The sequence below is a fragment of the Nocardia sp. JCM 38205 genome (genome assembly GCF_058222935.1).
In genome coordinates this window covers 252134-274283 of record NZ_JBYHFL010000006.1, presented here as the reverse complement: position 1 = coordinate 274283, position 22150 = coordinate 252134, and the positions used below count along the sequence as shown (strand labels likewise).

Below are 22150 nucleotides of genomic sequence, written 5' to 3'. Positions count from 1 at the left end.
GGTCTGTCAGATTCCGCCGGTGGAGAGCAGACCGCCGTCGACGCGCACGGTCTCGCCGGTGATCCAGCCGGATTCCGCCGAGACCAGGAACCCGATCAGCCGCGCCACATCCTCGGGCGCACCCAGCCGCTTCAACGGATACACCTTCGCGGCGGCCTCTTCATCGGCCGAGTAGAGCGCATCGGCGAAGGACGTCTTGACCACGCCGGGCGCCACCGCGTTCACCCGGATCTTCGGTCCCAGCTGCCAGGCCAGCTCCTCGGTGAGCCGGATCAGCGCGGCCTTGGACGCGCCGTAGGCGGCGATCACGCCGGTCGACCGGATGCCGGCCACGCTGGCCACGTTCACCACCGCGCCGCCGTGCTCACCCATCCAGGCCCGGTGGGCCTGCTGGATGTAGCCGAGCGCGGCCACCACGTTGACGTCGAAGATCTTGCGCACGGCATCGAGGTCGGCGTCCATGAGGGAGCCGTAGACCGGGTTGATGCCGGTGTTGTTGATCAGGATGTCGAGCGAACCGAACTCGGTCACCGCGCGATCCACCGCGGCTGCGCGCGCGTCGGCGTCACCGGAGTTGCCCGCCAGCGCCACCACCTCGCCCTGATGGCCGAGTTCGCGCAGCTGTGCGGCCGCCTGCTCGAGGGGTTCCGCCTTGCGCGCGGTGATCAGCACGTTCGCGCCCCGGCGCAGCAATTCGGCGGCCACCGCGTGACCGATTCCGCGGCTGGCTCCGGTCACCAGTGCGCTTTTGCCCAACAGATCCGTAGTCATGTGACGTCACGTTACTTCAGTCGCCGTGCCCACGGTGCCTGGCTGTGCGGCCGTCGCGGGCGACGGTAATGCCTCTCACGTCCGCCGGGTGTCCGGGGCGGGGCGGGCGGCAGGTAAAATCGGTGGTTCTTGTGCGCATCCCGTCGCACAATCGAGCAGCATTCCCACCACGCGCCTAGGAGACATCTGTGATCACCGCGACCGACCTGGAGGTCCGGGCCGGAGTCCGCACACTGCTGTCGGCCCCAGGGCCGGCCCTGCGCGTGCAGGCGGGCGACCGGATCGGGCTGGTCGGGCGCAACGGCGCGGGCAAGACCACCACGCTGCGCATCCTGGCCGGCGAGGGTGAACCCTATGCGGGCAAGATCCTGCGTTCCAGCGATATCGGCTACCTGCCGCAGGATCCGCGCGAAGGCAATCTCGATGTGCTCGCCCGCGATCGGGTGCTGTCGGCGCGTGGCCTGGACACGCTGATCCGCGATATGGAAAAGCAGCAGGCGCTGATGGCCGAGGTGGCCGACGAGGCCGAACGCGATCGCGCGGTCCGCAAATACGGCCGGCTCGAGGAGCGGTTCTCGGCGCTGGGTGGTTACGTCGCGGAGAGCGAGGCCGCGCGCATCTGCAGCAGCCTCGGCCTGCCCGATCGGGTGCTCGGCCAGGCGCTGCGCACGCTGTCCGGTGGTCAGCGGCGCCGCATCGAACTGGCGCGCATCCTGTTCGCCGCCTCCGACGGCAGCGGCGGCCGCTCCGATACCATCCTGCTGCTCGACGAACCGACCAACCACCTCGACGCCGACTCCATCACCTGGCTGCGCGGCTTCCTGCAGAACCACGAGGGCGGGCTGATCGTGATCAGCCACGATGTCGAGCTGCTCGCCGACGTGGTGAACAAGGTGTGGTTCCTGGACGCGGTACGCGGTGAGGCCGACGTCTACAACATGGGCTGGCACAAATACCTCGACGCCCGCGCCACCGACGAACAACGCCGCCGCCGCGAACGCGCCAATGCCGAGAAGAAGGCCTCGGCCCTGCGCGCGCAGGCCGCCAAGCTCGGTGCGAAGGCCACCAAAGCCGTTGCCGCGCAGAACATGGTCAAACGCGCCGAACGACTGATGTCCGAACTCGACGAGGTGCGCGTGGCCGACAAGGTGGCGCGGATCAAGTTCCCGGAACCCGCGGCCTGCGGCAAGACCCCGCTGATGGCGGAGAACCTGACCAAGGTCTACGGCTCGCTGGAGATCTTCACCGGCGTCGATCTGGCCATCGACCGCGGCAGCCGGGTCGTCGTGCTCGGCCTCAACGGCGCGGGCAAGACCACGCTGCTGCGATTGCTCGCCGGGGTGGAGAAGCCCACCGCGGGCGGACTGGTCGCCGGGCACGGACTGAAGGTCGGCTACTTCGCCCAGGAACACGACACTCTCGACGACAACGCGACGGTGTGGGAGAACATCCGTCACGCGGCGCCCGATGCGGGCGAACAGGATCTGCGCGGCCTGCTCGGCGCGTTCATGTTCACCGGCCCGCAGCTCGAGCAGCCCGCTGGCACCCTGTCCGGCGGTGAGAAGACCAGGTTGGCGCTGGCCGGTCTGGTGTCCTCGGCGGCGAATGTGCTGCTGCTCGACGAGCCGACCAACAACCTCGACCCGGTCTCGCGCGAGCAGGTGCTCGACGCGCTGCGCACCTATGCGGGCGCGGTCGTGCTGGTCACCCACGATCCGGGCGCGGCCGAAGCCCTGGCCCCCGAGCGGGTGATCCTGCTGCCGGACGGCACCGAGGACCACTGGTCGGCCGAGTATCTGGAATTGATTCAGCTCGCGTGATTTTCATCAGGGGAATCCGTTGATCACGGCCTCCGGAGTGCTTAGCCTGGAATGACGCTGCTCGGCGACTCGGAGGAAGCCATGAGCGACAGGCCGGCACACAGAGCCACATCGGGAAAGACCACCCTGGGTAAGGGCACACGCGTCACGGGAAAGTCGCGCGACCGCCTGCAATCGCAGTTGAAGAAGCAATACGAGGCGGGCGCGAGCATCCGCTCCCTGGCGCGCGCGACCGGCCGCTCCTACGGCTTCATCCACAACGTGCTGGTGGAGTCGCATGTGCAGCTCCGCAGCCGTGGCGGGGCCAACCGGCGCAAAGCCCAGTAATCACACCGGGGCGTTGCCGCGCACCCATGGTGGCGCGGCGTCTACCGGTGCGCGCGCATCAGCGCTCGGCGACGGCACCATCGCCGAGCACCAGCAGGTTCGCCAGGCTGGTGAAGATGGGCAGCCCGGTCTTGATCTCCAGGTAGGCGAACTGGCCCTGCGGATTGACCTCGAGGAAGTAGTACTCGCCGTCCACGCCGAGGCGCAGATCCAGCACGCCGAAGCTCAGACCGAGTGCCCCCATCAGGATCGCCAGCGATTTGCTCACCGAGGCCGGCAGCTGATCCGGGGCGAACTCGACCGAGGTGTCCAGCCGCGAATCGACGTGCCCGGCTCCGGCCTGAGAGTCGATGCGCACCGTCCACGCCACCCCGTCGACCCACACCACCCGCAGATCGCACCGGGCGACGACGTAATCCTGGAAGATGGTCGGCGCGCTGCGGATCCCGGCGAGCCTGGCCAGATCGGATTCGCCGACGATCCTGGTCTCGGCGAACTCGGCCCTGCTGGTGCCGGTGCGTTTGTAAACCACTGCGCCGGGCCGGGATTCGATGAAACTGCGCGCCTCGTCCGGATCGTTGGTGATCAGCGTCTCCGGGATGGCGAAGCCGGCCCGGTGGGCGGTCTCGAGCTGGACGATCTTGCGGTTGGCGGTGCGATCGTTGCCGGGGTCATTGACCCACAGCGCCGGGATCGACCACAGCAGGCCCTGGATGAATCCATCGCATTCGGCCTGCCGGAAGGCGTCGTCGGTGGCGCGCACGCCTGCGGGCACCTGGGCGGGATGCGGACGCCGCCACCACACCGAGCGCACCTCGTCGAGGCCGATGAGATGGGACATCGACCGTGTGGTGCCGAGCCGGTCGAGCCGGAAACTACCGGACTCGCGCGGAAAATCACGCAGATCCAATTGAATCGGGTTGACGCCGTGCTGTTCTCGCAGCGTCACCGCCATGGCGGTCGCGTGCAGATCGTCGGATTCGGACACGATCAATACCGAACCCGTCCGGGGAGCGGCCACCTGCCCGCCGCTCAGTCGAGGCTGTCGCAGTTGATGCCGTCGTCGCTGCCCGCGTGCGATTTCGTTTGGCAATAGGTGAATGTCGCGCCGGAGCCCGGTGCGTCGAGCAGCTGGAGTTCGTCGGCCCAGGACTCGGTGAGCTCACGTAGTAGATCGTCGCCGAAGGCCGGTGACGGTGGCGCGGCCAGCGTCATGGGCCGGTCGACGACGTCGATGCGTAGCCTGCGGGTGAAGTCGGCGGTGGCGCCGGGGCGGATGTCGACCAGCACCGGACGCCCCGGCGCGGCAGCGGTGGCGTCGGATTCGAGTACCCGCAGCACATCGGCGCGCCGGAAGGTCCACGTCCCTTCGGCCACCCGGACGGTGATATCGCGTTCCGACTGGGCCACGAGCATGCCCTGCAGTGCGGGAACACGGTCACCGGTCGCCGCGGCGCCGGGGAAGTGGATGGCATCGGTCATGGTGGAAACTCCGATCTGCTCACGATTTGCCAGGACCCCCGAGCGTGCTCTGGATCATATCGCGTGCGGGGTTGTCCCCGGCCCGGTTCGCGAGATTTACCGCGGCTCCGGCAAACCGGAATTGCGCGCGGGAACCGCTAGCGCCGAAAGATTTTCGGTGCGGTGGGGCGAACAGGCGCGCAATCACATGGCTATCGTGGGCGCGGCGCACCCGCCTGCGGGTATTGCCCGAAGGTGGCGTGCGCCCGGTCTCCGGGCGCAGTCAGACCCGTACGAGTTTCACAAAGACGCGGAGCCGGATGCTGCGTCCCGATGCGGTCCGGGTCGGCGCAGCGTCGGCGCCGGGTTGTCAGAGCCCGAGCAGTTCGGCGCGATCGGTGAGCGCGCGGAAGCGTTCCCGGGGATCGGCCACGAGTTTGCGCGCGGACAGATCGAGCAATCCGCCCACCACCCGGAATTCCGCCGCGACGGTGCCGTCGAGTTTGCGGATCTGCTGGAGCAGGCCGTAGATCTTGCCGTCCTGCCAGTCGAACTCGCAGGTGACCTCGACCTCGTCGCCGCCGCGCAGTTCGCGCAGGTACTTGATGGTCTGCTCCAGTACCACCGGGCCGACGCCGCTGGCGATCAGCTTGTCCTGGCTGACACCGGCCGCGCGCAGCAACTCCCAGCGCGCGTGTTCGGCGTACTGCAGGTACACGGCCTGGTTCAGGTGGCCCTGCGTGTCGAGCTCGTATCCGCGGACGATGACGGGGACGGAGAAGGTCATGCCTTGGCGAACCCCGGCGCGGCCCGCGATGTTCCCCGGTCCGGTGATATTCGTGTCACAGCGCGGGATTCAGCGGCGGCCCGCGGCGCGTTCATCCCACCACCGCGGCGCGTCGAGGAAATGGTTGTCGAACTCGTCCTGAGTGGCGGCGAGGTCGGCGAGCGTGGCCTCGCCCGCGGCGATCGGGTCCAGCAGCCGGAAGTAATCGAACCGCTGCACACCGGGCATCAGTGCGATCAGGATGCGGGCCCCGCTGTCGGGCGTCGCGCCGAAGGCGTGCGTCATATGCCGTGGGACCACGATCGACCCGCCCGCGCCCACGGTGACGATCTCCTCGCCTGCGAGCAGTTGCAATTCGCCGTCGGCGACGTAGAACAGCTCGTCGGAGCGGGTGTGAAAGTGCGGTGCCGCACCGTCGGCGCCGCGGCTCAGGGTGACTTCGACCGTGCTGACCGAGCCGCCCGTTTCGTCGCTGTCGATGAGCAGGCGCACCCGGGTGTCCTCGGTGCCGAGGAGTTCGGTCTCGTGCGGCTGACGGATGGCGGCGGCGCGTTCCGGGATCGGTATGACAGCTCCAGTTGTTCGTTGGTTGATAATTCGGTACCGAACTATATCCCAGCGAATAGAATGCTGTCCATGAACCAACCGATCGCCGACGCGGTGGACGCGATCGCGGCGCAATGGCGCCGCGAACGGCCCGACCTCGACCTGGAGGCGATGGCCGTACTCGGACGCCTGGCCCGGTTCGAAGCGCTGGCGCGCCGCGAGATCGAAGCGGTGTTCACCGCGCACGGCTTGCAACGCGGCGAGTTCGACGTGCTGGCGACGCTGCGCCGGGCAGGCGAGCCGTTCGAACTGAACCCCTCCGTGCTCGCGGACACGCTCATGCTGTCGCGGGCGGGCATGACGGGGCGGTTGGACCGGCTGGAATCGGCGGGTCTGGTGCGCCGCATCGCCGACGCCGCCGACCGCCGCGCCATCCGGGTGGCGCTGACCGACGCGGGCCGCGCGCTGATCGATACCGTCGTCACCGCGCACACGGAGAACGAAACCAGGCTGCTGTCGGTGCTTTCCGCTGCCGACCGCGGTGAACTGGACCGCATCGTCCGCGCCCTGCTCGCCGGATGGGAAGGCGATTCGCCCTAGCCGACGGGCTGGGCGCGGGCACAATTGGGGTAGTTCGCTACTCGGGCGCCGCTCGTGGCCCGGCCATACCGTTGGGTGCCCGCCGAGCAACGGCGGGCCGGTGAGGAGGGACTGGCGATGATCGACATCATCACGCTGCGCGGGACCGGAGAGCCACGCGATCCCGGCGGCGCCCCGACGGGGATGCTGCGCGACGTCACGAAACTGCTGGATCCGCAGCGGTTCCGGTGTTTCGAACCGGACTGGCCCGCCTCGGTGGGTCCCTCACCGGATGTCTGGGGGCCGTCGCTGGACACCTCGGTGCGGATCGGCACCGCCGCAGGCGTCGAAGCCATCCAGCAGTCCCCGAATGTCTGTGGGCTACTGAGCTATTCGCTGGGATCGATCTGCGCGAGTCGGATCCTCGAGGGCGTGCGGGCTGGCACCTACACCAATACCGACGGCAGCCCGCTCGAGATCGCCTTCGTGGTGAACTTCGCCAATCCGCTGCGCCGCGCGGGGGAGTCGGTGGGCGATCTGTGCCCGCCCGACACCTTCGGCCTGCACGGTCAGCGCGGCGACTGGCCCGATCTCGCGGTCCGCGAATACGCCAACCCCGGCGACATCATCACCTCGGTGCGCGCCGATTCACCGCTGCGTATCATCGATGTCGGGATTTCGCCGTTCTCGTTCGTCGAGGGCGCCAGGTTCGGCAACGCGGCGCCGCTGATCTTCGCCGAACTGCTGCGCTTCCTGCTGGCCGACCCGCTGGCCAATGCCGCCCGCTATGCCGAAGCGGTGCACGGGGTGATCGGTTACCTCACCCCGTGGCCCGATGGCCAGCACGTGCTGTACTCCGGCCACGATATGCCGGGCACCGGCGTGCTGTGGACGACGCACGCCGCCAATTATCTGAACGCGACGTTCTGACACCGCGGGCCATCATTCCCTGCGGCGCACCGATGCTTCGACCAGATCCAATACGGCGGACAGGTTTTCGTTGGTGTGCCCCGACGCGATGCGCGCGATGAGCCCGTCGAGCACCAGATCCAGATAGCCGAGCAGGACATCGGTCGGCACATCGTCGCGCAGCGCGCCCGCGGCCTTGCGGCGTTCCAGCCGCGCCAGCGTCGCGGCGGTCAACTCGGCCGAGCGCTGGGTCCAGCCGGCCCGGAACTCGGGATCGGTGCGCAGCCTGCGCGCGATCTCGAGCCGGGTGCCGAGCCAGTTGAACTGCTCGGGATTGGCCAGCATGTCCCGCATGACCTGCACGATGCCCTGATTGGCCGCGACATCGGCCATCCGCTCGGCGTCTTCCTGGGCCAGCGCGAGAAACAACGCGTCCTTGTCGCGGAAATGATGGAAGATCGCACCGCGCGAGAGCCCGATGGCCTCCTCCAATCGGCGCACGGTGGCGCCGTCGTAGCCGAATTCGGCGAAGCAGCGCCGGGCACCGTCGAGTATCTGGCTGCGCCGGGCAGCGAGGTGATCGTCACTGACCTTCGGCATGGTGCGAACTCCCTGGGAGTGGGGTGCGAACGAGAAATGTCGAATCGAAGGAATGCGCGAAGGTCCGCGCACCGCGGGCACGGTGCGCGGACCTCACTCTGCGCGACGACCGGAACCGGTCGCGAGGGTCATTCCCGCGTGCGCGGAGACCTGGCCTGATCAGCCACGAATCATGTTGCGCAGCACGTACTGCAGGATACCGCCGTTGCGGTAGTAGTCCGCCTCACCGGGGGTGTCGATGCGGACCACCGCGTCGAAGACGATCTTCTCGCCGTCCTCCTTGGTGGCGGTGACCTTCAGCGTCCGGGGAGTGACACCCTCGTTGAGCTGGGTGATGCCCTCGATGTCGAAGGTCTCGGTGCCGGTCAGGCCGAGGGTCGCGGCCGACTCGCCCGCCGGGAACTGCAGCGGGATGACGCCCATACCGATCAGGTTCGAGCGGTGGATGCGCTCGAAGGACTCGGTGATGACGGCCTTGACGCCCAGCAGGCGGGTGCCCTTGGCGGCCCAGTCACGCGAGGAGCCCGAACCGTACTCCTTACCACCGAGCACGACCAGCGGGATGCCGGCCTTCTGGTAGTTCTGCGAGGCGTCGTAGATGAACGCCTGCGGGCCACCCTCCTGGGTGAAGTCACGGGTGTAACCACCGGAGACGTCGTCGAGCAGCTGGTTGCGCAGCCGGATGTTGGCGAAGGTGCCGCGGATCATCACCTCGTGGTTACCACGACGCGAGCCGAGGGAGTTGTAATCCTTGCGCTGCACACCGTGCGCGTCCAGGTACTGCGCGGCCGGGGTGCCCGGCTTGATCGGACCGGCAGGGCTGATGTGGTCGGTGGTGACCGAGTCGCCCAGCAGTGCGAGCACGCGCGCACCCTTGATGTCCTCGACCGGCGAGGGCTCGAGCTGCATGCCGTCGAAGTACGGCGCCTTGCGCACGTAGGTCGAGTTCTCGTCCCATGCGAAGGTGTCGCCGGACGGGGTGGACAGGTTCTGCCAGCGCTCGTCGCCCTTGAAGACGTCGGCGTAGGACTTGCGGAACATGTCCTGGCTGATCGCCGACTTGATGGTGTCGTCGATCTCCTGCGGGGAGGGCCAGATGTCGCGCAGGAACACGTCGTTGCCGTCGGTGTCCTGGCCCAGCGGGTCGGTCTCGAAGTCGAAGTCCATGGTGCCCGCGAGCGCGTAGGCGATGACCAGCGGCGGCGAGGCCAGGTAGTTCATCTTCACGTCGGGGGAGATGCGGCCTTCGAAGTTGCGGTTACCCGAGAGCACCGCGGTGACCGACAGGTCGTTGTCGTTGACCGCCTTGGAGATCTCCTCCGGCAGCGGACCGGTGTTACCGATGCAGGTGGTGCAGCCGAAACCACCCAGGTAGAAGCCCAGCTTCTCCAGGTACGGCCACAGGCCGGCCTTCTCGTAGTAGTCGGAGACGACCTGCGAGCCCGGCGCCATGTTGGTCTTCACCCACGGCTTGGACGACAGGCCCTTCTCGACCGCATTGCGGGCCAGCAGCGCGGCGCCGATCATGACCGACGGGTTGGAGGTGTTGGTGCAGGAGGTGATACCGGCGACCACGACCGCGCCGTGGTCGAGCACGAACTCACCGCGCTCCTCGGACTTGACCAGCACCGGCTTGGAGGGGCGCCCCTCGGAGCCGTTGGCCGCCGAGGTGACGTCGATCGCGCCGTCGTCGGCGAAGGACAGCTCGGCCGGATCCGACGCCGGGAAGGACTCCTCGAGCGCCTCGTCCAGCTTGCTGTGCGGGGTGGCGACGGCATCGTCGGTGTAGTTGTAGATGTCCTTGCGGAAGGCGATCTTGCTCTCCGACAGCAGGATTCGGTCCTGCGGGCGCTTCGGGCCTGCGATGGACGGGACCACGGTGTTGAGGTCGAGCTCCAGGTACTCGGAGTAGGCGGGCTCGTGGTCCGGGTCGTGCCACATACCCTGCTCCTTGGCGTACGCCTCGACGAGCGCGAGCTGCTCGTCGCTGCGGCCGGTCAGGCGCAGGTAGTTGATGGTCTCGCCGTCGATCGGGAAGATCGCCGCGGTGGAACCGAACTCGGGGCTCATGTTGCCGAGGGTGGCGCGGTTGGCCAGCGGAACCTCGGCCACACCCTTGCCGTAGAACTCGACGAACTTGCCGACCACACCGTGCTTGCGCAGCATGTCGGTGACGGTGAGCACGACGTCGGTGGCGGTGACGCCGGGCTGGATCTCACCGGTGAGCTTGAAGCCGACGACGCGCGGGATCAGCATGGAGACCGGCTGGCCGAGCATGGCGGCCTCGGCCTCGATGCCGCCGACGCCCCAGCCCAGCACACCGAGGCCGTTGACCATGGTGGTGTGCGAGTCGGTGCCGACGCAGGTGTCGGGGTAGGCCTGGCCGTTGCGGACCATCACGGTCGGGGCCAGGTACTCGATGTTGACCTGGTGCACGATGCCCATGCCCGGCGGGACGACGCGGAAGTCGTCGAAGGCGCCCTGGCCCCAGCGCAGGAACTGGTAGCGCTCGGCGTTGCGCTCGTATTCGAGGTCGACGTTGCGCTCGAGGGCGTCGGCGCGGCCGAAGACGTCCAGGATGACCGAGTGGTCGATGACCATGTCGGCGGGGGAGAGCGGGTTGACCTTGTTCGGGTCGCCGCCGAGGGTGGTGACGGCCTCACGCATGGTGGCGAGGTCGACGACACACGGCACGCCGGTGAAGTCCTGCATGATCACGCGGGCCGGGGTGAACTGGATCTCGACGTTCGGCTCGGCCGACGGGTCCCAGTTGGCGATCGCGCGGATGTGGTCGGCGGTGATGTTGGCGCCGTCCTCGGTGCGCAGCAGGTTCTCCGCGAGGACTTTCAGTGCGTAGGGGAGTTTTTCGGTACCGGGCACGGCCGAGAGCCGGAAGATCTCGTAGGAGTTGCTTCCGACCTCGAGGGTGCCTTTGGCGCCGAAAGTATCGATACTTGTCGTCACGTCAGCTCCACTCATCTGTGAGGGTTGCCGTCGGCGGGGCTGTGCCGACGGCCTACGTCTTCGGAGGGCTGCCCGCACCGCACGGTGCCGGTTCCTCGCGCCTTCGACTCTAACAGTACGCTTGTCCTATGAACGCGGCGGGGCGTCGTTGCGGCGCCGGTCGGCGTGGCGAGTGGCGCCGATGCGACACTGCGTCGCGTACTGTGCCACCGTGAGCTGTCGGGGCGGCCGGTCCGGACGGACGGCCTCTCGGCGTGCTCATCCGCAGTGTAGGAGACCCCGTCGCCTCGCGTGCCGATGCGGCTCGACAAGACCGGATGGAAGATGACCGTCTCGCACACCTGGGCTTTTTCTCTCGTCGCCACCGGGCTGCCGGAGAACACCGACCTCGGCGAGATCCGCGCGGATCTCGCCGACGACGGCGTTGCCGCACCCGAGGGCAAGGATCAGTCCGAGCTGGCCGCCCTCGTGGCTCAGGCGCGCGCCGATGGCATTCCGCTGAGCGTGGTCGTGGTGCAGGGCAATCCGTGGCACGACTCGAGCCTGCGCGATCTGGCTACCGAGGTCGGCAAGTTCCAGCACGGCACCGTCGCGGTCTTCAGTGATGACTGGATGGGCACCTACAGCGATTCGATCAGTCGGGTGCACCTGGAATGGGCCGAGGACGCCGCGAAGTGGAAGGGCGGTAAGTCCGAAGAGGCCGTGCAGATCTTCGCCGACCGGCTGCAGCAGCCGGAATCGGTGCCGTGGACCGGATTCACGAGCGTGCTGCTGGCCGGCACCGTGGCCGCCGTCGGCGGGCTCTACTGGGTCAAGCGGCGTCGTGCGGCGAGCGCTGCGGCCGGTTCCGCCGACGATTCGGCGTCGGCGTCCGCCTGAGCCTTTCACTCGGCTCGCATCTCGATCCGCGCCGCATTTCCTGACGGTCGGTTTGTTTTTCGGGGCCGAAGCCTGTGCCGCATTCGGCTAATTTCGAGCAAAGTGCAAATTACGCACCTGTGATTCCGTCGCTGTAGTTCCGCGCGTGACGCAAGTGTCGTACGGTTCGAATGATCGCTGTTGGGGAAAGAGTGTTGACAGGGCAATATGCCGACCACAGTGCTCCATGGGTCGGCTGGTGCTCGTGATGCCACGCCGCAGTCGGATCGTCTGGAGGTGCGATGCGCAACATGCGAGGGCCCAGCCGTCGTCGTCCGCTCTCGATCGCTCTCGGTTTGCTGGTCGCGGCGGCGATCGTCGTCACCGGCGCCCCGTCGACCGCCGTGCCGCCGCCCCCGCCGAACCCGAGCGACGGTGAACTCGCCGACGCCGGAGCACGCGTCGACGCAGGCATCGGCCAGGTGGGTGTGCTGATCAATCAGGTCGCCGCCGTCGACGAGCAGGTGCGTCAGCTCGACGATGCGGTCGCGCTGCGCCGCGAGCAGGTCAACAAGGCGCTGGTCGATCTGCAGAACGCTCGCGATGCCGCCGACGCCGCGGCCGACCTGGTGGCCACCACCCAGCGCGAACTCTCCGACGCGGGCACGCGAGTGGACCAGGCGCGCACCAACTTCGACGCATTCGCCACCCAGGCCTACACCCGGCCCGGCACCGGCACGATGATGACCTACCTCTCGGCCTCCGACCCCGACGCCGCCCTCGACCGTGCGCAGATCATCGGCCTGGTCACCAAGAATCAGCAGCAGGTGATGGACGGCCTGCGCCGCGCCCAGATCGATCAGGGCAACAAGAACGCCTCGGCCCGGCACGCCAAGACCGCCGCCGACGCCGCGGCCGCCGACGCCGAGCAGAAGAAGACCGCCGCCGAGGCCGCCGTGAGCGCCGCGACCGCCGAGCTGAACCAGCAGACAGCGGTGCGCGATGACCTGCTGCGCCAGCGCGCGGATGCCCAGGCGCGGCTGGACGCGGCGCGGATGAACGTCACCGGGTTGCAGAACCAGCGCGATGCCTATCAGGCCTGGGATCAGCAGCGCCGGGCCGAAGAAGCGGCGGTGCTGGCCGCGGCGGCCGCTGCGGCGGCGCGTGCGGCCGCCGATCAGGCCGCCAAGGACCGCGCGGCCCAGCTCGGCGCGGGGAAACGCCCGCACACCCAGCTCGACGACTCCCCGCGCACGACCAAGCCGACCCCGAGATCCGGGACCGACGACGATGACTCCGAATCCGAGAGCGAATCCGGATCAGAGGACGGCGACGTCCCCTCGGTCACCGGCAGCGAGGCCATCGAGATCGTCGTCGACCGGGCCATGTCCCAGCTCGGGGTCACCTACGCCTGGGGCGGCGGCGACGAGGACGGCCCCACCCTCGGCATCCGCGACGGCGGCGTCGCCGACAGCCACGGCGATTACAACAAGGTCGGGTTCGACTGCTCCGGCTTGATGATCTACGCCTTCGCCGGAATCGGTGTCTCGCTGCCGCATTACAGCGGCTACCAGTACAACGCGGGCACCCGCGTGCCGGTCGACGAGCGCGAACGCGGCGACATGCTGTTCTGGGGGCCCAACGGCAGCCAGCACGTCGCGCTGTATCTGGGCGACGGCAAGATGATCGAGGCCCCACAGTCCGGCGATGTGGTCAAGGTTTCTCCGGTGCGGGAATCGGGCATCATGCCCTACGCGGTCCGCATCGTCACCGCCTGATCGGGCGCGAGTGCACGTACGGTGGACGGCGTAACGTCGCCAGGAGCGCGGATTCCGGCGCCGAATCCCGGCATATCGGGTCCGGTTGCGGCGAATGCGGTCATTACCTGGAATAGTTGTGGCAACACGCACAAGACCAAGGCGAAAGCGGGGATGTTGGTGACTTCGACGGACGGTGTGAGCGGGGCAAGTTTGGCGAAAAAGGCGCCTGCACCCGGGTCGAGCACCCTCGAGCGTGATGTCCAGACTCTCGAGAAGGCGATCTACGAGGTCAAGCGGGTCATCGTCGGACAGGACCGGCTCGTCGAGCGGCTGCTCGTCGGCGTGCTCGCCCGCGGCCACGTGCTGCTCGAAGGTGTTCCCGGTATCGCGAAGACCCTTGCCGTGGAGACCTTCGCCAAGGTCGTCGGCGGCTCGTTCTCCCGCGTCCAGTTCACCCCCGACCTGGTGCCCACCGACCTCATCGGTACCCGCATCTACCGGCAGGGCCGCGAGGAATTCGACACCGAGCTCGGCCCGGTGGTGGCGAACTTCGTGCTCGCCGACGAGATCAACCGCGCTCCCGCGAAGGTGCAGTCGGCGCTGCTAGAGGTGATGGCCGAACGGCATGTCTCGATCGGCGGCAAGACCTATCCTATGCCCGATCCGTTCCTGGTGATGGCGACCCAGAACCCGATCGAGAGCGAAGGTGTGTATCCGCTGCCCGAGGCGCAGCGCGACCGCTTCCTGTTCAAGGTCGTCGTCGACTACCCCTCGGTGGAGGAGGAGCGCGAGATCATCTACCGGATGGGCGTCAGCGCGCCGGAGGCCAAACAGATCCTGGAGCCGGCCGAACTCATCCGGTTGCAGCAGCTGGCCGCCAACACCTTCGTCCACCACGCGCTGGTCGATTACGTGGTCCGGGTGATCGCCGCGACCCGCACCCCCGCCGAATTCGGCATGAACGACGTCGCCGGTTGGATCTCCTACGGCGCCTCCCCGCGCGCCAGCCTCGGCATCATCGCCGCGGCGCGTGCGGTGGCGCTGATCCGCGGCCGCGACTATGTGGTGCCGCAGGACGTGGTCGAGGTGATCCCGGACGTGCTGCGGCACCGGCTGGTGCTGTCCTACGACGCACTCGCCGATGAGATCAGCCCCGAAGACGTCATCAAGCGGGTACTGCAGACCGTCGGCCTGCCGCAGGTCGCCCCCCAGGCCGTCGGCCAGGGTGGACCGGCCGCGCCCGCGCCGGTGCCCGCCAACGGCGCCCACCCCGGTAGCCCCGCGCCGCAGCAGCCGCAGCCGGCGCAGCAGCCGCCGGTGCCGCAGCAGGCGGGCCAGGTGCCGCAGGCCGCCGGCAACAGCCCGTCGAAGTGACCTCGACGCCGGAGCCGGTCGACCGAGTACCGATGTCATCGCACGCACCACCGTCGTTCCGATCGGGCGAGCTGACCGACCCGAAACTGTCGGCAGCCCTCAAGACCCTCGAACTCACCGTGCGCCGCCGCCTCGACGGCGTACTGCACGGTGATCACCTCGGTCTCATCCCGGGCCCCGGTTCCGAACCGGGGGAGGCCCGCGCCTACCAGCCGGGTGACGATGTGCGCCAGATGGATTGGTCGGTGACCGCGCGCACCACCCATCCGCATGTGCGGCAGATGATCGCCGACCGCGAGCTGGAGACCTGGATGGTCGTCGACCTGTCGGCCAGCCTGGATTTCGGCACCGCGGCCTGCCAGAAGCGCGATCTCGCCATCGCCGCCGCCGCCGCCATCACCCACCTGACCAGTGGCGGCGGTAACCGCATAGGCGCCGTCGTCGCCACCGGTGAGCACCTCACCCGGATTCCCGCGCGCAGCGGCCGGGTGCACGCGCAGTCGTTGCTGCGCGGCATCGCCACCACCCCGCACGCCCGTGATGGTGTGCGCGGTGATCTGCGCGGCGCCATCGAATCGTTGCGCCGCCCGCAGCGCAAACGCGGACTGGCCGTGATCATCAGCGATTTCCTCGGCGATATCGACTGGCAGCGTTCGCTACGCGCCATCTCCGCCCGCCACGACCTGCTCGCCGTGCAAGTGCTGGATCCGCGCGATATGTCGCTGCCGGATATGGGTGATGTGGTGCTGCACGATCCGGAGACCGGCCGCACCCGCGAGTTCAGCGTCACCCCCGCACTGCGCGCCGACTACGCGGCCGCGGCCCTGCGCCACCGTCAGCAGGTGGAGCAGGCGCTGCGCAGCTGCGGCGCGCCGGTGCTCACCTTGCAGACCGACCGGGACTGGATCGCCGACGTGGTCCGGTTCGTATCCACCCGGCGCCACAGCCTCGGCGCCCCGACCGGGCGGGTGCCACGTCAGTGAGTATTTCCAACTTCACCGCGCAGATCTGGCTGGGTTTCCTCGCCGTCGTCGCGCTCATCGCCCTCGGCTATGTGCTGGTGCAGCGCCGCAAACACCGGCACATGCTGCGGTTCAGCAACATGGAGCAGCTGGAGCGGGTCGCGCCTTCGCGGCCGAGCCCGCTGCGGCATGTGCCGGTGGCATTGATCCTGGTCGGCTTGGTCTTCTTGACCATCGCCGCGGCCGGACCCACCAAGGCGCAGAAGGAACCGCGTAACCGCGCCACGGTCGTGCTGGTCATGGACGTGTCGCTGTCGATGGAAGCGACAGATGTCGAACCGAACCGGCTCGAGGTGGCGCAGAAGGCGGCCAAGAAGTTCGCCGAGGGTCTCACCCCTGGCATCAACCTGGGGCTGGTGGCCTTCTCCGGCACCGCCTCGGTGCTGGTGTCGCCGACGACCAACCGCGAAGCCGTCAAGGCCGCGATCGACAACATCAAGCTCAGTGAGCGCACCGCCACCGGCGAGGGCATTTTCGCGGCGTTGCAGTCGATCGAGACGCTGGCCTCGGTGCTCGGTGGCGCCGAAACGCCGCCGCCTGCGCGCATCGTGCTGATGTCGGACGGTAAACAGACCGTGCCCGACGATCAGGACGTCGACAACCCGCGCCACGCCTTCACCGCGGCCCGGCTGGCCGAGACCAAGAACATCCCGGTGTCGACCATTTCCTTCGGCACCGAATGGGGTGTGGTCGAGATTCCGGACGAGGACGGCGGGCGCCCGCAGCGTGTTCCGGTGCCGGTGGACGACGATTCGCTGCGTGAAATCGCCAAATTGTCCGGCGGCGATTTCTATACGGCGTCCAGCCTGGCCGAACTGACCGCTGTTTACGACACTCTCGAAGAGCAGATCGGCTACGAGATGACGATGGGCGACGCCAGCAGACCGTGGTTGCTGTTCGGCCTGGTGTTCATCTCCGCCGGTGTGGTCACCGGTCTGGTGACGCGGCAGCGGCTGCCGTAGTCGCAGGCTGTGCCGGGGACCGTGCGGTTCCCGGCACGCCGCGGGTGCGTCGGCTGCTGCCACCGCGGTGGTTTCGCCGATTCTCGTTGCGCCCGAAATGGCATCCCGCCGGCGGTCTATCGCAGCGGCTCCCGTCACGTGCGATTGGTGGGTTTCCACGGCCGGTCGATGCTCATTCTGTGAATCGCGACAGTGGCCTGTGCGATCGAACTGTGACACCCGTCCCCGGCGGTTCACGAGCACAATTGTGATCGACTCCGCCGATCCGGACGTGTTTTTCGGTGGCAGGAACCATCGGCTAGATTGTCCGCATGTCGAACTCTGTCGAGGACAGTCGTAAGTCGGAATCGCAGAATGCGGAGCGGGCCTCCCGGTCGGTACTGGTGACCGGTGGTAACCGTGGCATCGGTCTCGCGGTCGCGCAGCGGCTCCTCGCCGATGGACACAAGGTTGCCGTCACCCACCGCGGCTCGGGTGTGCCGGACGGATTGTTCGGTGTGAAATGCGATGTGACCGACAGTGAATCGGTCGATCGGGCGTTCTCCGAGGTGGAGGCGCATCAGGGCCCGGTCGAGGTGCTGGTGGCCAATGCCGGTATCACCGACGACACGCTGCTGATGCGGATGACCGAGGAGCAGTTCACCCGGGTCATCGACGCCAACCTCACCGGCGCGTTCCGTTGCGCCAAGCGTGCCAACCGGGCCATGCTGCGGGCTCGCTGGGGGCGGATGATCTTCCTCGGTTCGGTGGTCGGCCTGGGCGGCGGGCCCGGCCAGATCAACTACGCCTCCTCGAAAGCCGGTGTCATCGGCCTGGCTCGCTCGGTCACCCGTGAGCTCGGTTCGCGCAATATCACCGCCAACGTGGTCGCCCCCGGTTTCATCGAAACCGATATGACCGCCGAGTTGCCGGAGGAGATGCGCGAGACCGCCAAGAAGTTCATTCCGTTGCAGCGTCTCGGCGCGCCCGAGGAGGTCGCCGCGGTGATCAGCTTCCTGGCCTCCGAGGACTCCCGCTACGTCTCCGGCGCCGTGATCCCCGTCGACGGCGGTATGGGCATGGGGCACTGACCCGACCGCCCGCCCACCGAGAATTCGAAAGCCGCGCTAACGAAATACGGCGTGCAGCCGACAGTCCTCGCGGACCGCGGCCCACATCCACACTGCAGGGAGAACCCAGAACTCATGAGCGGACTGCTCGACGGTAAGACCATCCTGGTCACCGGCATCATCACCGATGCCTCCATCGCGTTCCACGCGGCGGCCATCGCGCAGGAACAGGGCGCGAAGGTGATCATCACCGGCATCCCGGAGCGCCTGCGACTGATCGACCGGATCGCCAAGCGCCTGCCCAAGGAGGTGCCGCCGGCGATCGGCCTCGACGTCACCAACGAAGAGGACTTGGCCGCGCTGGCCGGCAAGATCGGCGAGCTGGCTCCGGAGGGTCTCGACGGTGTGCTGCACTCCATCGCGTTCGCGCCGCGCACCCTGATGGGGCCGGAAGCCAAGCCGTTCCTCGAGGGCCCGGGCCCGGATGCGGCCAAGGCGTTCGAGATCTCGGCATGGAGCTACGCCTCGCTGGCGCGGGCGGTGCTGCCGGTCATGAACGAGGGCGGCTCCATCGTCGGCATGGACTTCGATCCGCGCACCGCGATGCCGTACTACAACTGGATGGGCGTGGCGAAGGCGGCGCTGGAATCGGTGAACCGCTACGTCGCGCGTGAGGTCGGCGAGGCGAAGAAGATCCGCTCCAACCTCATCGCCGCCGGTCCGATCAAGACCCTGGCCGCCAAGGCCATCGCGGGCACCGCCACCGACGACGCCGCCAAGCTGAACCAGCTCAACACCTATTGGGACGGCGCCTCGCCGATCGGCTGGGACGTCGACGATCCGACCGTGGTCGGCAAGTCCGTGGTCGCGCTGCTCTCGGATTGGCTGCCCGGCACCACCGGCTCGATCATCTACGTCGACGGCGGCGCCAGCCACAACACGTGGTTCCCGGAGAACATGCCGGTCAACTGACCCTGCACCCGCGACAGAGGAGACACTGTGGGCCGCTCGGCCGATGCGTTGCTACTGCTGTCGTTCGGCGGCCCCGAACGCCCCGAGGACGTGATGCCGTTCCTGGAGAACGTCACTCGGGGCCGGGGCGTGCCGCGGGAACGTCTCGCCGAAGTCGCCGAGCACTATATGCACTTCGGCGGGGTGTCGCCGATCAACGAACTCAACCGCCGCATCATCGCCGATGTGGAAGCCGAATTGCGCACTGCCGGAAAAGATCTGCCGGTCTATTTCGGTAATCGCAACTGGCATCCGATGGCCGAGGACACCCTCGCCCGGATGGCTGCCGACGGGGTGCGTTCGGCGCTGGTCTTCCCCACCTCGGCGTGGGGTGGCTATTCGGGGTGCTTGCAGTATCAGGAAGACATCGTCCGGTCCCGCGCTGCAGTCGGCTCGGAAGCCCCCGAGCTGATCAAGTTGCGTCAGTACTTCGACCACCCGCTGCTGATCGAATCCTTCGCCGATGCCATTCGCGCTGCGGCACAACAGATCCCGGCTGATCGCCGCGACCGGATCCGAGTGGTGTTCACCGCCCACTCGATTCCGGTCTCGGCCGATCGCACCGCCGGACCGCCGGGCGAGGGCGGCGGGCTCTACAGCCGCCAGGTCGCCGAAGCCGCCCGCTTGTGCGCGGCGGCAACGGGTTTCGGAGACTACGACGTGGTATGGCAGTCGCGCTCGGGCCCACCGCAGGTGCCGTGGCTCGAGCCCGACATCGTCGATCACCTGGAGGAGCTGTCCGGCAAGGGCGTCGACGCCGTGGTGGTGTGCCCGGTCGGGTTCGTCTCCGATCACCTCGAGGTGATCTGGGACCTGGACAACGAGGCCGCCCAGAAGGCCGCCGAACTCGGCATGGCCTTCGCCCGCGCGGGCACACCGGGTGCCGATCCGCGGTTCGCGCGCATGGTCGTCGAGCTGATCGGTGAGCACCTCGACGATGTGCCGCCGCGGCGGCTCGGGTCGGTGCCGGGATACGGGTGCACCGTCGATGGCGCGCCGTGTGCCGTCGATTGCTGTAAGCCGGCTACGCGGCCCGGGCGCTGACCACAGCCGGAACCGGCGCAGGTCAACCGGGCGGAGCGAAGGCCGCGACATCGACCGGGCGCCGATGCCAAGGGTGCGGTAGTAGCCGGCAGCCTGGCGGTGCTGCCACGATCGACTCGGTGGCGGCGAACAATGGATCGACACGGCGTCCAGTGGGTCCGGTCGGTACGCCGCTATCAGGCGGTTGCCGCCCTGCCGGGCCGGCGGGAATCAGGCTCGGCGAGCCGAGGCGTGCACGGCGACCAGCCGCGCCGCCCGAATGGCATCCCACAGCGGCCGCAGCAGCGATTCGTGCTCGATGACCGCGCTCGCGGAGGTGGGGGAGGAGGCCGGTTCACGCTGGGCCACGGTGAGGATGGCGGCCACGTGATCGGCGCTGTCGAGGATGCGGCGCGCGCGCAGCGGAATCGATTCCGGGTAGTCGTGGCGGGAATAGTCGGCCAATTCGGCTTCGATCAGCTCACGCGGATCGGCGTCACCGGATCCGAGGCCGGTCGTGTGCAGACGCATGAGCGCGTCGGCGGCGTCGCGGACCGCCTCGCGCATAGCGAATTCGGCTTCGCCCAGCGACATGTCGATGCCCGTGGTGGCCGGGATGGGGGCGCTGTACACGGTCCATTGCAGCGTGTCCTCGCTCTCCCACTGCGGGATCAAACCGGTGCCGTCCGCGCCGGGCACACCGATCAGGATCCCCTCGCCTGCCTCGATGGCGTCGGCGGCGAACGCGGTACCGACCGGCAGCCCGCGCACATCACCGGGCACCGGAAGCACCAGCCGCAGATGCGCGCCCGGCTCGGCGAGAGCTTCCCGAATCACCTTGAGCAGCGGCATGACTCCGGTGCCCGTCGTCCCACGCGAGGACCACGGCAGATCGGTGCGTGCGCCGCTGAACGGATCCCCGGCGGCGATGGTGTGCCGCGGAGCCCATGCGTGTAGCGCCTCCAGTACGTCGTCGGGCGCACTGGAACCGGCCAGCCAGGAGCCGGCCCACACCGTCAGCGTGGCACTCGGGGAGCACATAATCTTCGAGCATAAAGGTTCGCCGCGACACGTGGACATCGGTGCGCCCGCTCGATCACGGCGCCGCCGTGATCGGGCCGCCGTCGTGATCACCGATCAGGTGTTGCACCCCTGCGACGGATCGCCGGAAGCCGACGGGGGCAGCTGGATGAGGCAGACGATCAGGTCGAGCAGCGCCGGCGCCAGATCGGCGGAACCGGTCGCGGCGGGGTGGCGGTGCTCGGTGCCGGGCGTGGCGCTCGCGGCCGGAGCAGCCAAGGCCGGCAGAGTCAGGGCGGCGGCTACCAGAAACGCCGACAGCGGCTTCACGGACATGTTCACCTCCGAATCCGGGCCGGCCGGGCGTTCCGGCCGGGCCGGCCGACCGCGCACCGGCGGTCGGCGAACTCCTCGAACGCCGGACGCTACCCGGGTTCGGTGACGAAGTCGATGAGCCGCTCGACCGCGCCGATCAGCGGCGCCTCGAGATCGCGGAACGAATCGACGGCGTTGTAGACCCGGCGCCACCCTTGCTGCGGTGTGCCCCAGCCGAGGCGGCGGCACACACCCGTTTTCCAGTCCTCCCCGCGCGGCACCTGCGGCCACTGCTGGATCCCGACCGCAGCCGGGCGCACCGCCTGCCAGACATCGATGAAAGGATGGCCGGTGACCAGCACATGGGGGCCGAGACCGGTGGTGAGCTGGGTTTCCTTCGAGCCGGTGACGAGATGGTCGACCAGCACCCCGACCCTCCGGCCCGGTCCCGGACCGAATTCGGCGAGTCGCGCCGCCAGATTGTCCAGGCCCTCGAGATGCTCGACCACCACGCCCTCGACCCGCAGATCGTGGCCCCATACGCGCTCGACCAGCGCGGCGTCGTGCACGCCCTCGACCCAGATCCGGCTTGCCGCCGCTACCCGGGCGCGCAGGCCTTCGACTCGGGTGGAGCCCGATGCGGAGCGTGTCTCGCGCTCGGGTGCGGCGCGCGCGGGCCGCACCAGGGTCACCGGCTGTCCGTCGATCAGGAACGCGGCCTCGCGCATCGCGAACAGCCGCACCGCGCCGCGAGCGTCCTCGAGTTTGACGAACTCGCCGTCGTAGCTGCGGTCGAATCCGACGACGGCGCCGCAGAATCCGCTCGCCGCGTCCTCGACGACGAGGTCACGCTCGGCGTCCACTCGCGGGACCGCGCGCTTGGTGGCGCGGGAGTGGCCGGAAAAGATGTCACCGCCGTACATGTCACGCGAACTCACCTGCCCGAAGCTACTGCACCGGAATCGCTTCGAGGGTGCGGCGCACCGGGGTCG

22 protein-coding genes are annotated in these 22150 nt (G+C 68.4%); 12 read left to right on the top strand and 10 right to left on the bottom strand.

What is annotated here, in order from left to right:
• Positions 1-6 precede the first annotated feature (6 nt).
• Positions 7-771: an SDR family oxidoreductase gene (locus AC4HOU_RS22960; protein ID WP_163814718.1), complete on the bottom strand. Its 765-nt coding sequence runs from the start codon at positions 769-771 to the stop codon at positions 7-9.
• 188 nt (positions 772-959) lie between these two features.
• Here AC4HOU_RS22960 and AC4HOU_RS22955 point away from each other — a divergent pair, with 188 nt between their 5' ends.
• A complete protein-coding gene (locus AC4HOU_RS22955) occupies positions 960-2591 on the top strand; it encodes an ABC-F family ATP-binding cassette domain-containing protein (protein ID WP_490725208.1) in 1632 nt (543 codons plus the stop codon).
• A gap of 81 nt (positions 2592-2672) precedes the next feature.
• On the top strand, positions 2673-2918 hold the full coding sequence (locus tag AC4HOU_RS22950) for a helix-turn-helix domain-containing protein (RefSeq protein WP_048834140.1): 246 nt from the start codon (positions 2673-2675) through the stop codon (positions 2916-2918).
• Positions 2919-2976: 58 nt separating this feature from the next.
• Here AC4HOU_RS22950 and AC4HOU_RS22945 read toward each other — a convergent pair whose 3' ends face one another.
• The 4 genes from AC4HOU_RS22945 to AC4HOU_RS22930 form a co-directional block, all read right to left on the bottom strand.
• Entirely contained in the window at positions 2977-3906 is a 930-nt protein-coding gene (locus tag AC4HOU_RS22945; protein ID WP_280212958.1) for an MvdC/MvdD family ATP grasp protein, read from the bottom strand.
• Between the two features lie 44 nt (positions 3907-3950).
• Positions 3951-4400 carry a hypothetical protein gene (locus tag AC4HOU_RS22940; RefSeq protein WP_163814720.1) on the bottom strand — a complete coding sequence of 150 codons (450 nt, stop codon included), beginning with the start codon at positions 4398-4400 and terminating at the stop codon, positions 3951-3953.
• 349 nt (positions 4401-4749) lie between these two features.
• Positions 4750-5166, bottom strand: coding sequence for an acyl-CoA thioesterase (locus tag AC4HOU_RS22935; protein ID WP_163814721.1), 417 nt, complete (start codon positions 5164-5166; stop codon positions 4750-4752).
• A 69-nt stretch (positions 5167-5235) separates the two neighbouring features.
• Positions 5236-5652, bottom strand: coding sequence for a cupin domain-containing protein (locus AC4HOU_RS22930; RefSeq protein WP_490725294.1), 417 nt, complete (start codon positions 5650-5652; stop codon positions 5236-5238).
• A 150-nt stretch (positions 5653-5802) separates the two neighbouring features.
• Here AC4HOU_RS22930 and AC4HOU_RS22925 point away from each other — a divergent pair, with 150 nt between their 5' ends.
• Together AC4HOU_RS22925 and AC4HOU_RS22920 are read left to right on the top strand one after the other, a co-directional pair.
• The gene (locus AC4HOU_RS22925; RefSeq protein WP_490725204.1) at positions 5803-6312 is read left to right on the top strand and encodes a MarR family winged helix-turn-helix transcriptional regulator; all 510 of its coding nucleotides are present in this window, start codon (positions 5803-5805) and stop codon (positions 6310-6312) included.
• A 117-nt stretch (positions 6313-6429) separates the two neighbouring features.
• The gene (locus tag AC4HOU_RS22920) at positions 6430-7221 is read left to right on the top strand and encodes a hypothetical protein (protein WP_490725202.1); all 792 of its coding nucleotides are present in this window, start codon (positions 6430-6432) and stop codon (positions 7219-7221) included.
• A 12-nt stretch (positions 7222-7233) separates the two neighbouring features.
• Here the strand turns inward: AC4HOU_RS22920 and AC4HOU_RS22915 are convergent, their stop codons facing one another.
• Both AC4HOU_RS22915 and AC4HOU_RS22910 read right to left on the bottom strand, forming a co-directional pair.
• Positions 7234-7800 (bottom strand): TetR/AcrR family transcriptional regulator, encoded by a 567-nt coding sequence (locus AC4HOU_RS22915; protein WP_014350851.1) that lies wholly within the window; start codon positions 7798-7800, stop codon positions 7234-7236.
• Between the two features lie 159 nt (positions 7801-7959).
• Positions 7960-10779: an aconitate hydratase gene (locus AC4HOU_RS22910; protein ID WP_175585953.1), complete on the bottom strand. Its 2820-nt coding sequence runs from the start codon at positions 10777-10779 to the stop codon at positions 7960-7962.
• Between the two features lie 282 nt (positions 10780-11061).
• Between AC4HOU_RS22910 and AC4HOU_RS22905 the strand changes: the two genes are divergently transcribed.
• From AC4HOU_RS22905 to AC4HOU_RS22870, 8 genes are all read left to right on the top strand, one after another.
• Positions 11062-11643, top strand: a complete 582-nt coding sequence (locus tag AC4HOU_RS22905; protein ID WP_228806771.1) for an Rv1476 family membrane protein — start codon at positions 11062-11064, stop codon at positions 11641-11643.
• Positions 11644-11924: 281 nt separating this feature from the next.
• Positions 11925-13400, top strand: coding sequence for an NlpC/P60 family protein (locus tag AC4HOU_RS22900; RefSeq protein ID WP_490725198.1), 1476 nt, complete (start codon positions 11925-11927; stop codon positions 13398-13400).
• Positions 13401-13553: 153 nt separating this feature from the next.
• Positions 13554-14756: a chaperone MoxR1 gene (moxR1, locus tag AC4HOU_RS22895; protein WP_163814855.1), complete on the top strand. Its 1203-nt coding sequence runs from the start codon at positions 13554-13556 to the stop codon at positions 14754-14756.
• A gap of 32 nt (positions 14757-14788) precedes the next feature.
• The gene (locus AC4HOU_RS22890) at positions 14789-15739 is read left to right on the top strand and encodes a DUF58 domain-containing protein (RefSeq protein WP_138448339.1); all 951 of its coding nucleotides are present in this window, start codon (positions 14789-14791) and stop codon (positions 15737-15739) included.
• The gene (locus AC4HOU_RS22885; protein WP_163814856.1) at positions 15736-16740 is read left to right on the top strand and encodes a VWA domain-containing protein; all 1005 of its coding nucleotides are present in this window, start codon (positions 15736-15738) and stop codon (positions 16738-16740) included. Before AC4HOU_RS22890 ends, AC4HOU_RS22885 begins: the two co-directional genes overlap by 4 nt.
• 311 nt (positions 16741-17051) lie before the next feature.
• On the top strand, positions 17052-17810 hold the full coding sequence (fabG1, locus tag AC4HOU_RS22880; protein WP_051016579.1) for a 3-oxoacyl-ACP reductase FabG1: 759 nt from the start codon (positions 17052-17054) through the stop codon (positions 17808-17810).
• A gap of 114 nt (positions 17811-17924) precedes the next feature.
• On the top strand, positions 17925-18761 hold the full coding sequence (gene inhA, locus AC4HOU_RS22875; protein ID WP_130916394.1) for an NADH-dependent enoyl-ACP reductase InhA: 837 nt from the start codon (positions 17925-17927) through the stop codon (positions 18759-18761).
• A gap of 27 nt (positions 18762-18788) precedes the next feature.
• Positions 18789-19844 carry a ferrochelatase gene (locus tag AC4HOU_RS22870; RefSeq protein WP_490725195.1) on the top strand — a complete coding sequence of 352 codons (1056 nt, stop codon included), beginning with the start codon at positions 18789-18791 and terminating at the stop codon, positions 19842-19844.
• A 210-nt stretch (positions 19845-20054) separates the two neighbouring features.
• On the opposite strand, the gene AC4HOU_RS22865 is transcribed toward AC4HOU_RS22870, so the two are convergent.
• The 3 genes from AC4HOU_RS22865 to AC4HOU_RS22855 all read right to left on the bottom strand — a co-directional run bounded on the left by AC4HOU_RS22865 (position 20055) and on the right by AC4HOU_RS22855 (position 22081).
• Positions 20055-20864, bottom strand: a complete 810-nt coding sequence (locus tag AC4HOU_RS22865) for an Rv1486c family protein (protein ID WP_194992675.1) — start codon at positions 20862-20864, stop codon at positions 20055-20057.
• 96 nt (positions 20865-20960) lie between these two features.
• On the bottom strand, positions 20961-21179 hold the full coding sequence (locus tag AC4HOU_RS22860; RefSeq protein WP_490725193.1) for a hypothetical protein: 219 nt from the start codon (positions 21177-21179) through the stop codon (positions 20961-20963).
• An 89-nt stretch (positions 21180-21268) separates the two neighbouring features.
• Positions 21269-22081, bottom strand: a complete 813-nt coding sequence (locus AC4HOU_RS22855) for a DUF3097 domain-containing protein (RefSeq protein ID WP_490725293.1) — start codon at positions 22079-22081, stop codon at positions 21269-21271.
• Positions 22082-22150: the final 69 nt, after the last annotated feature.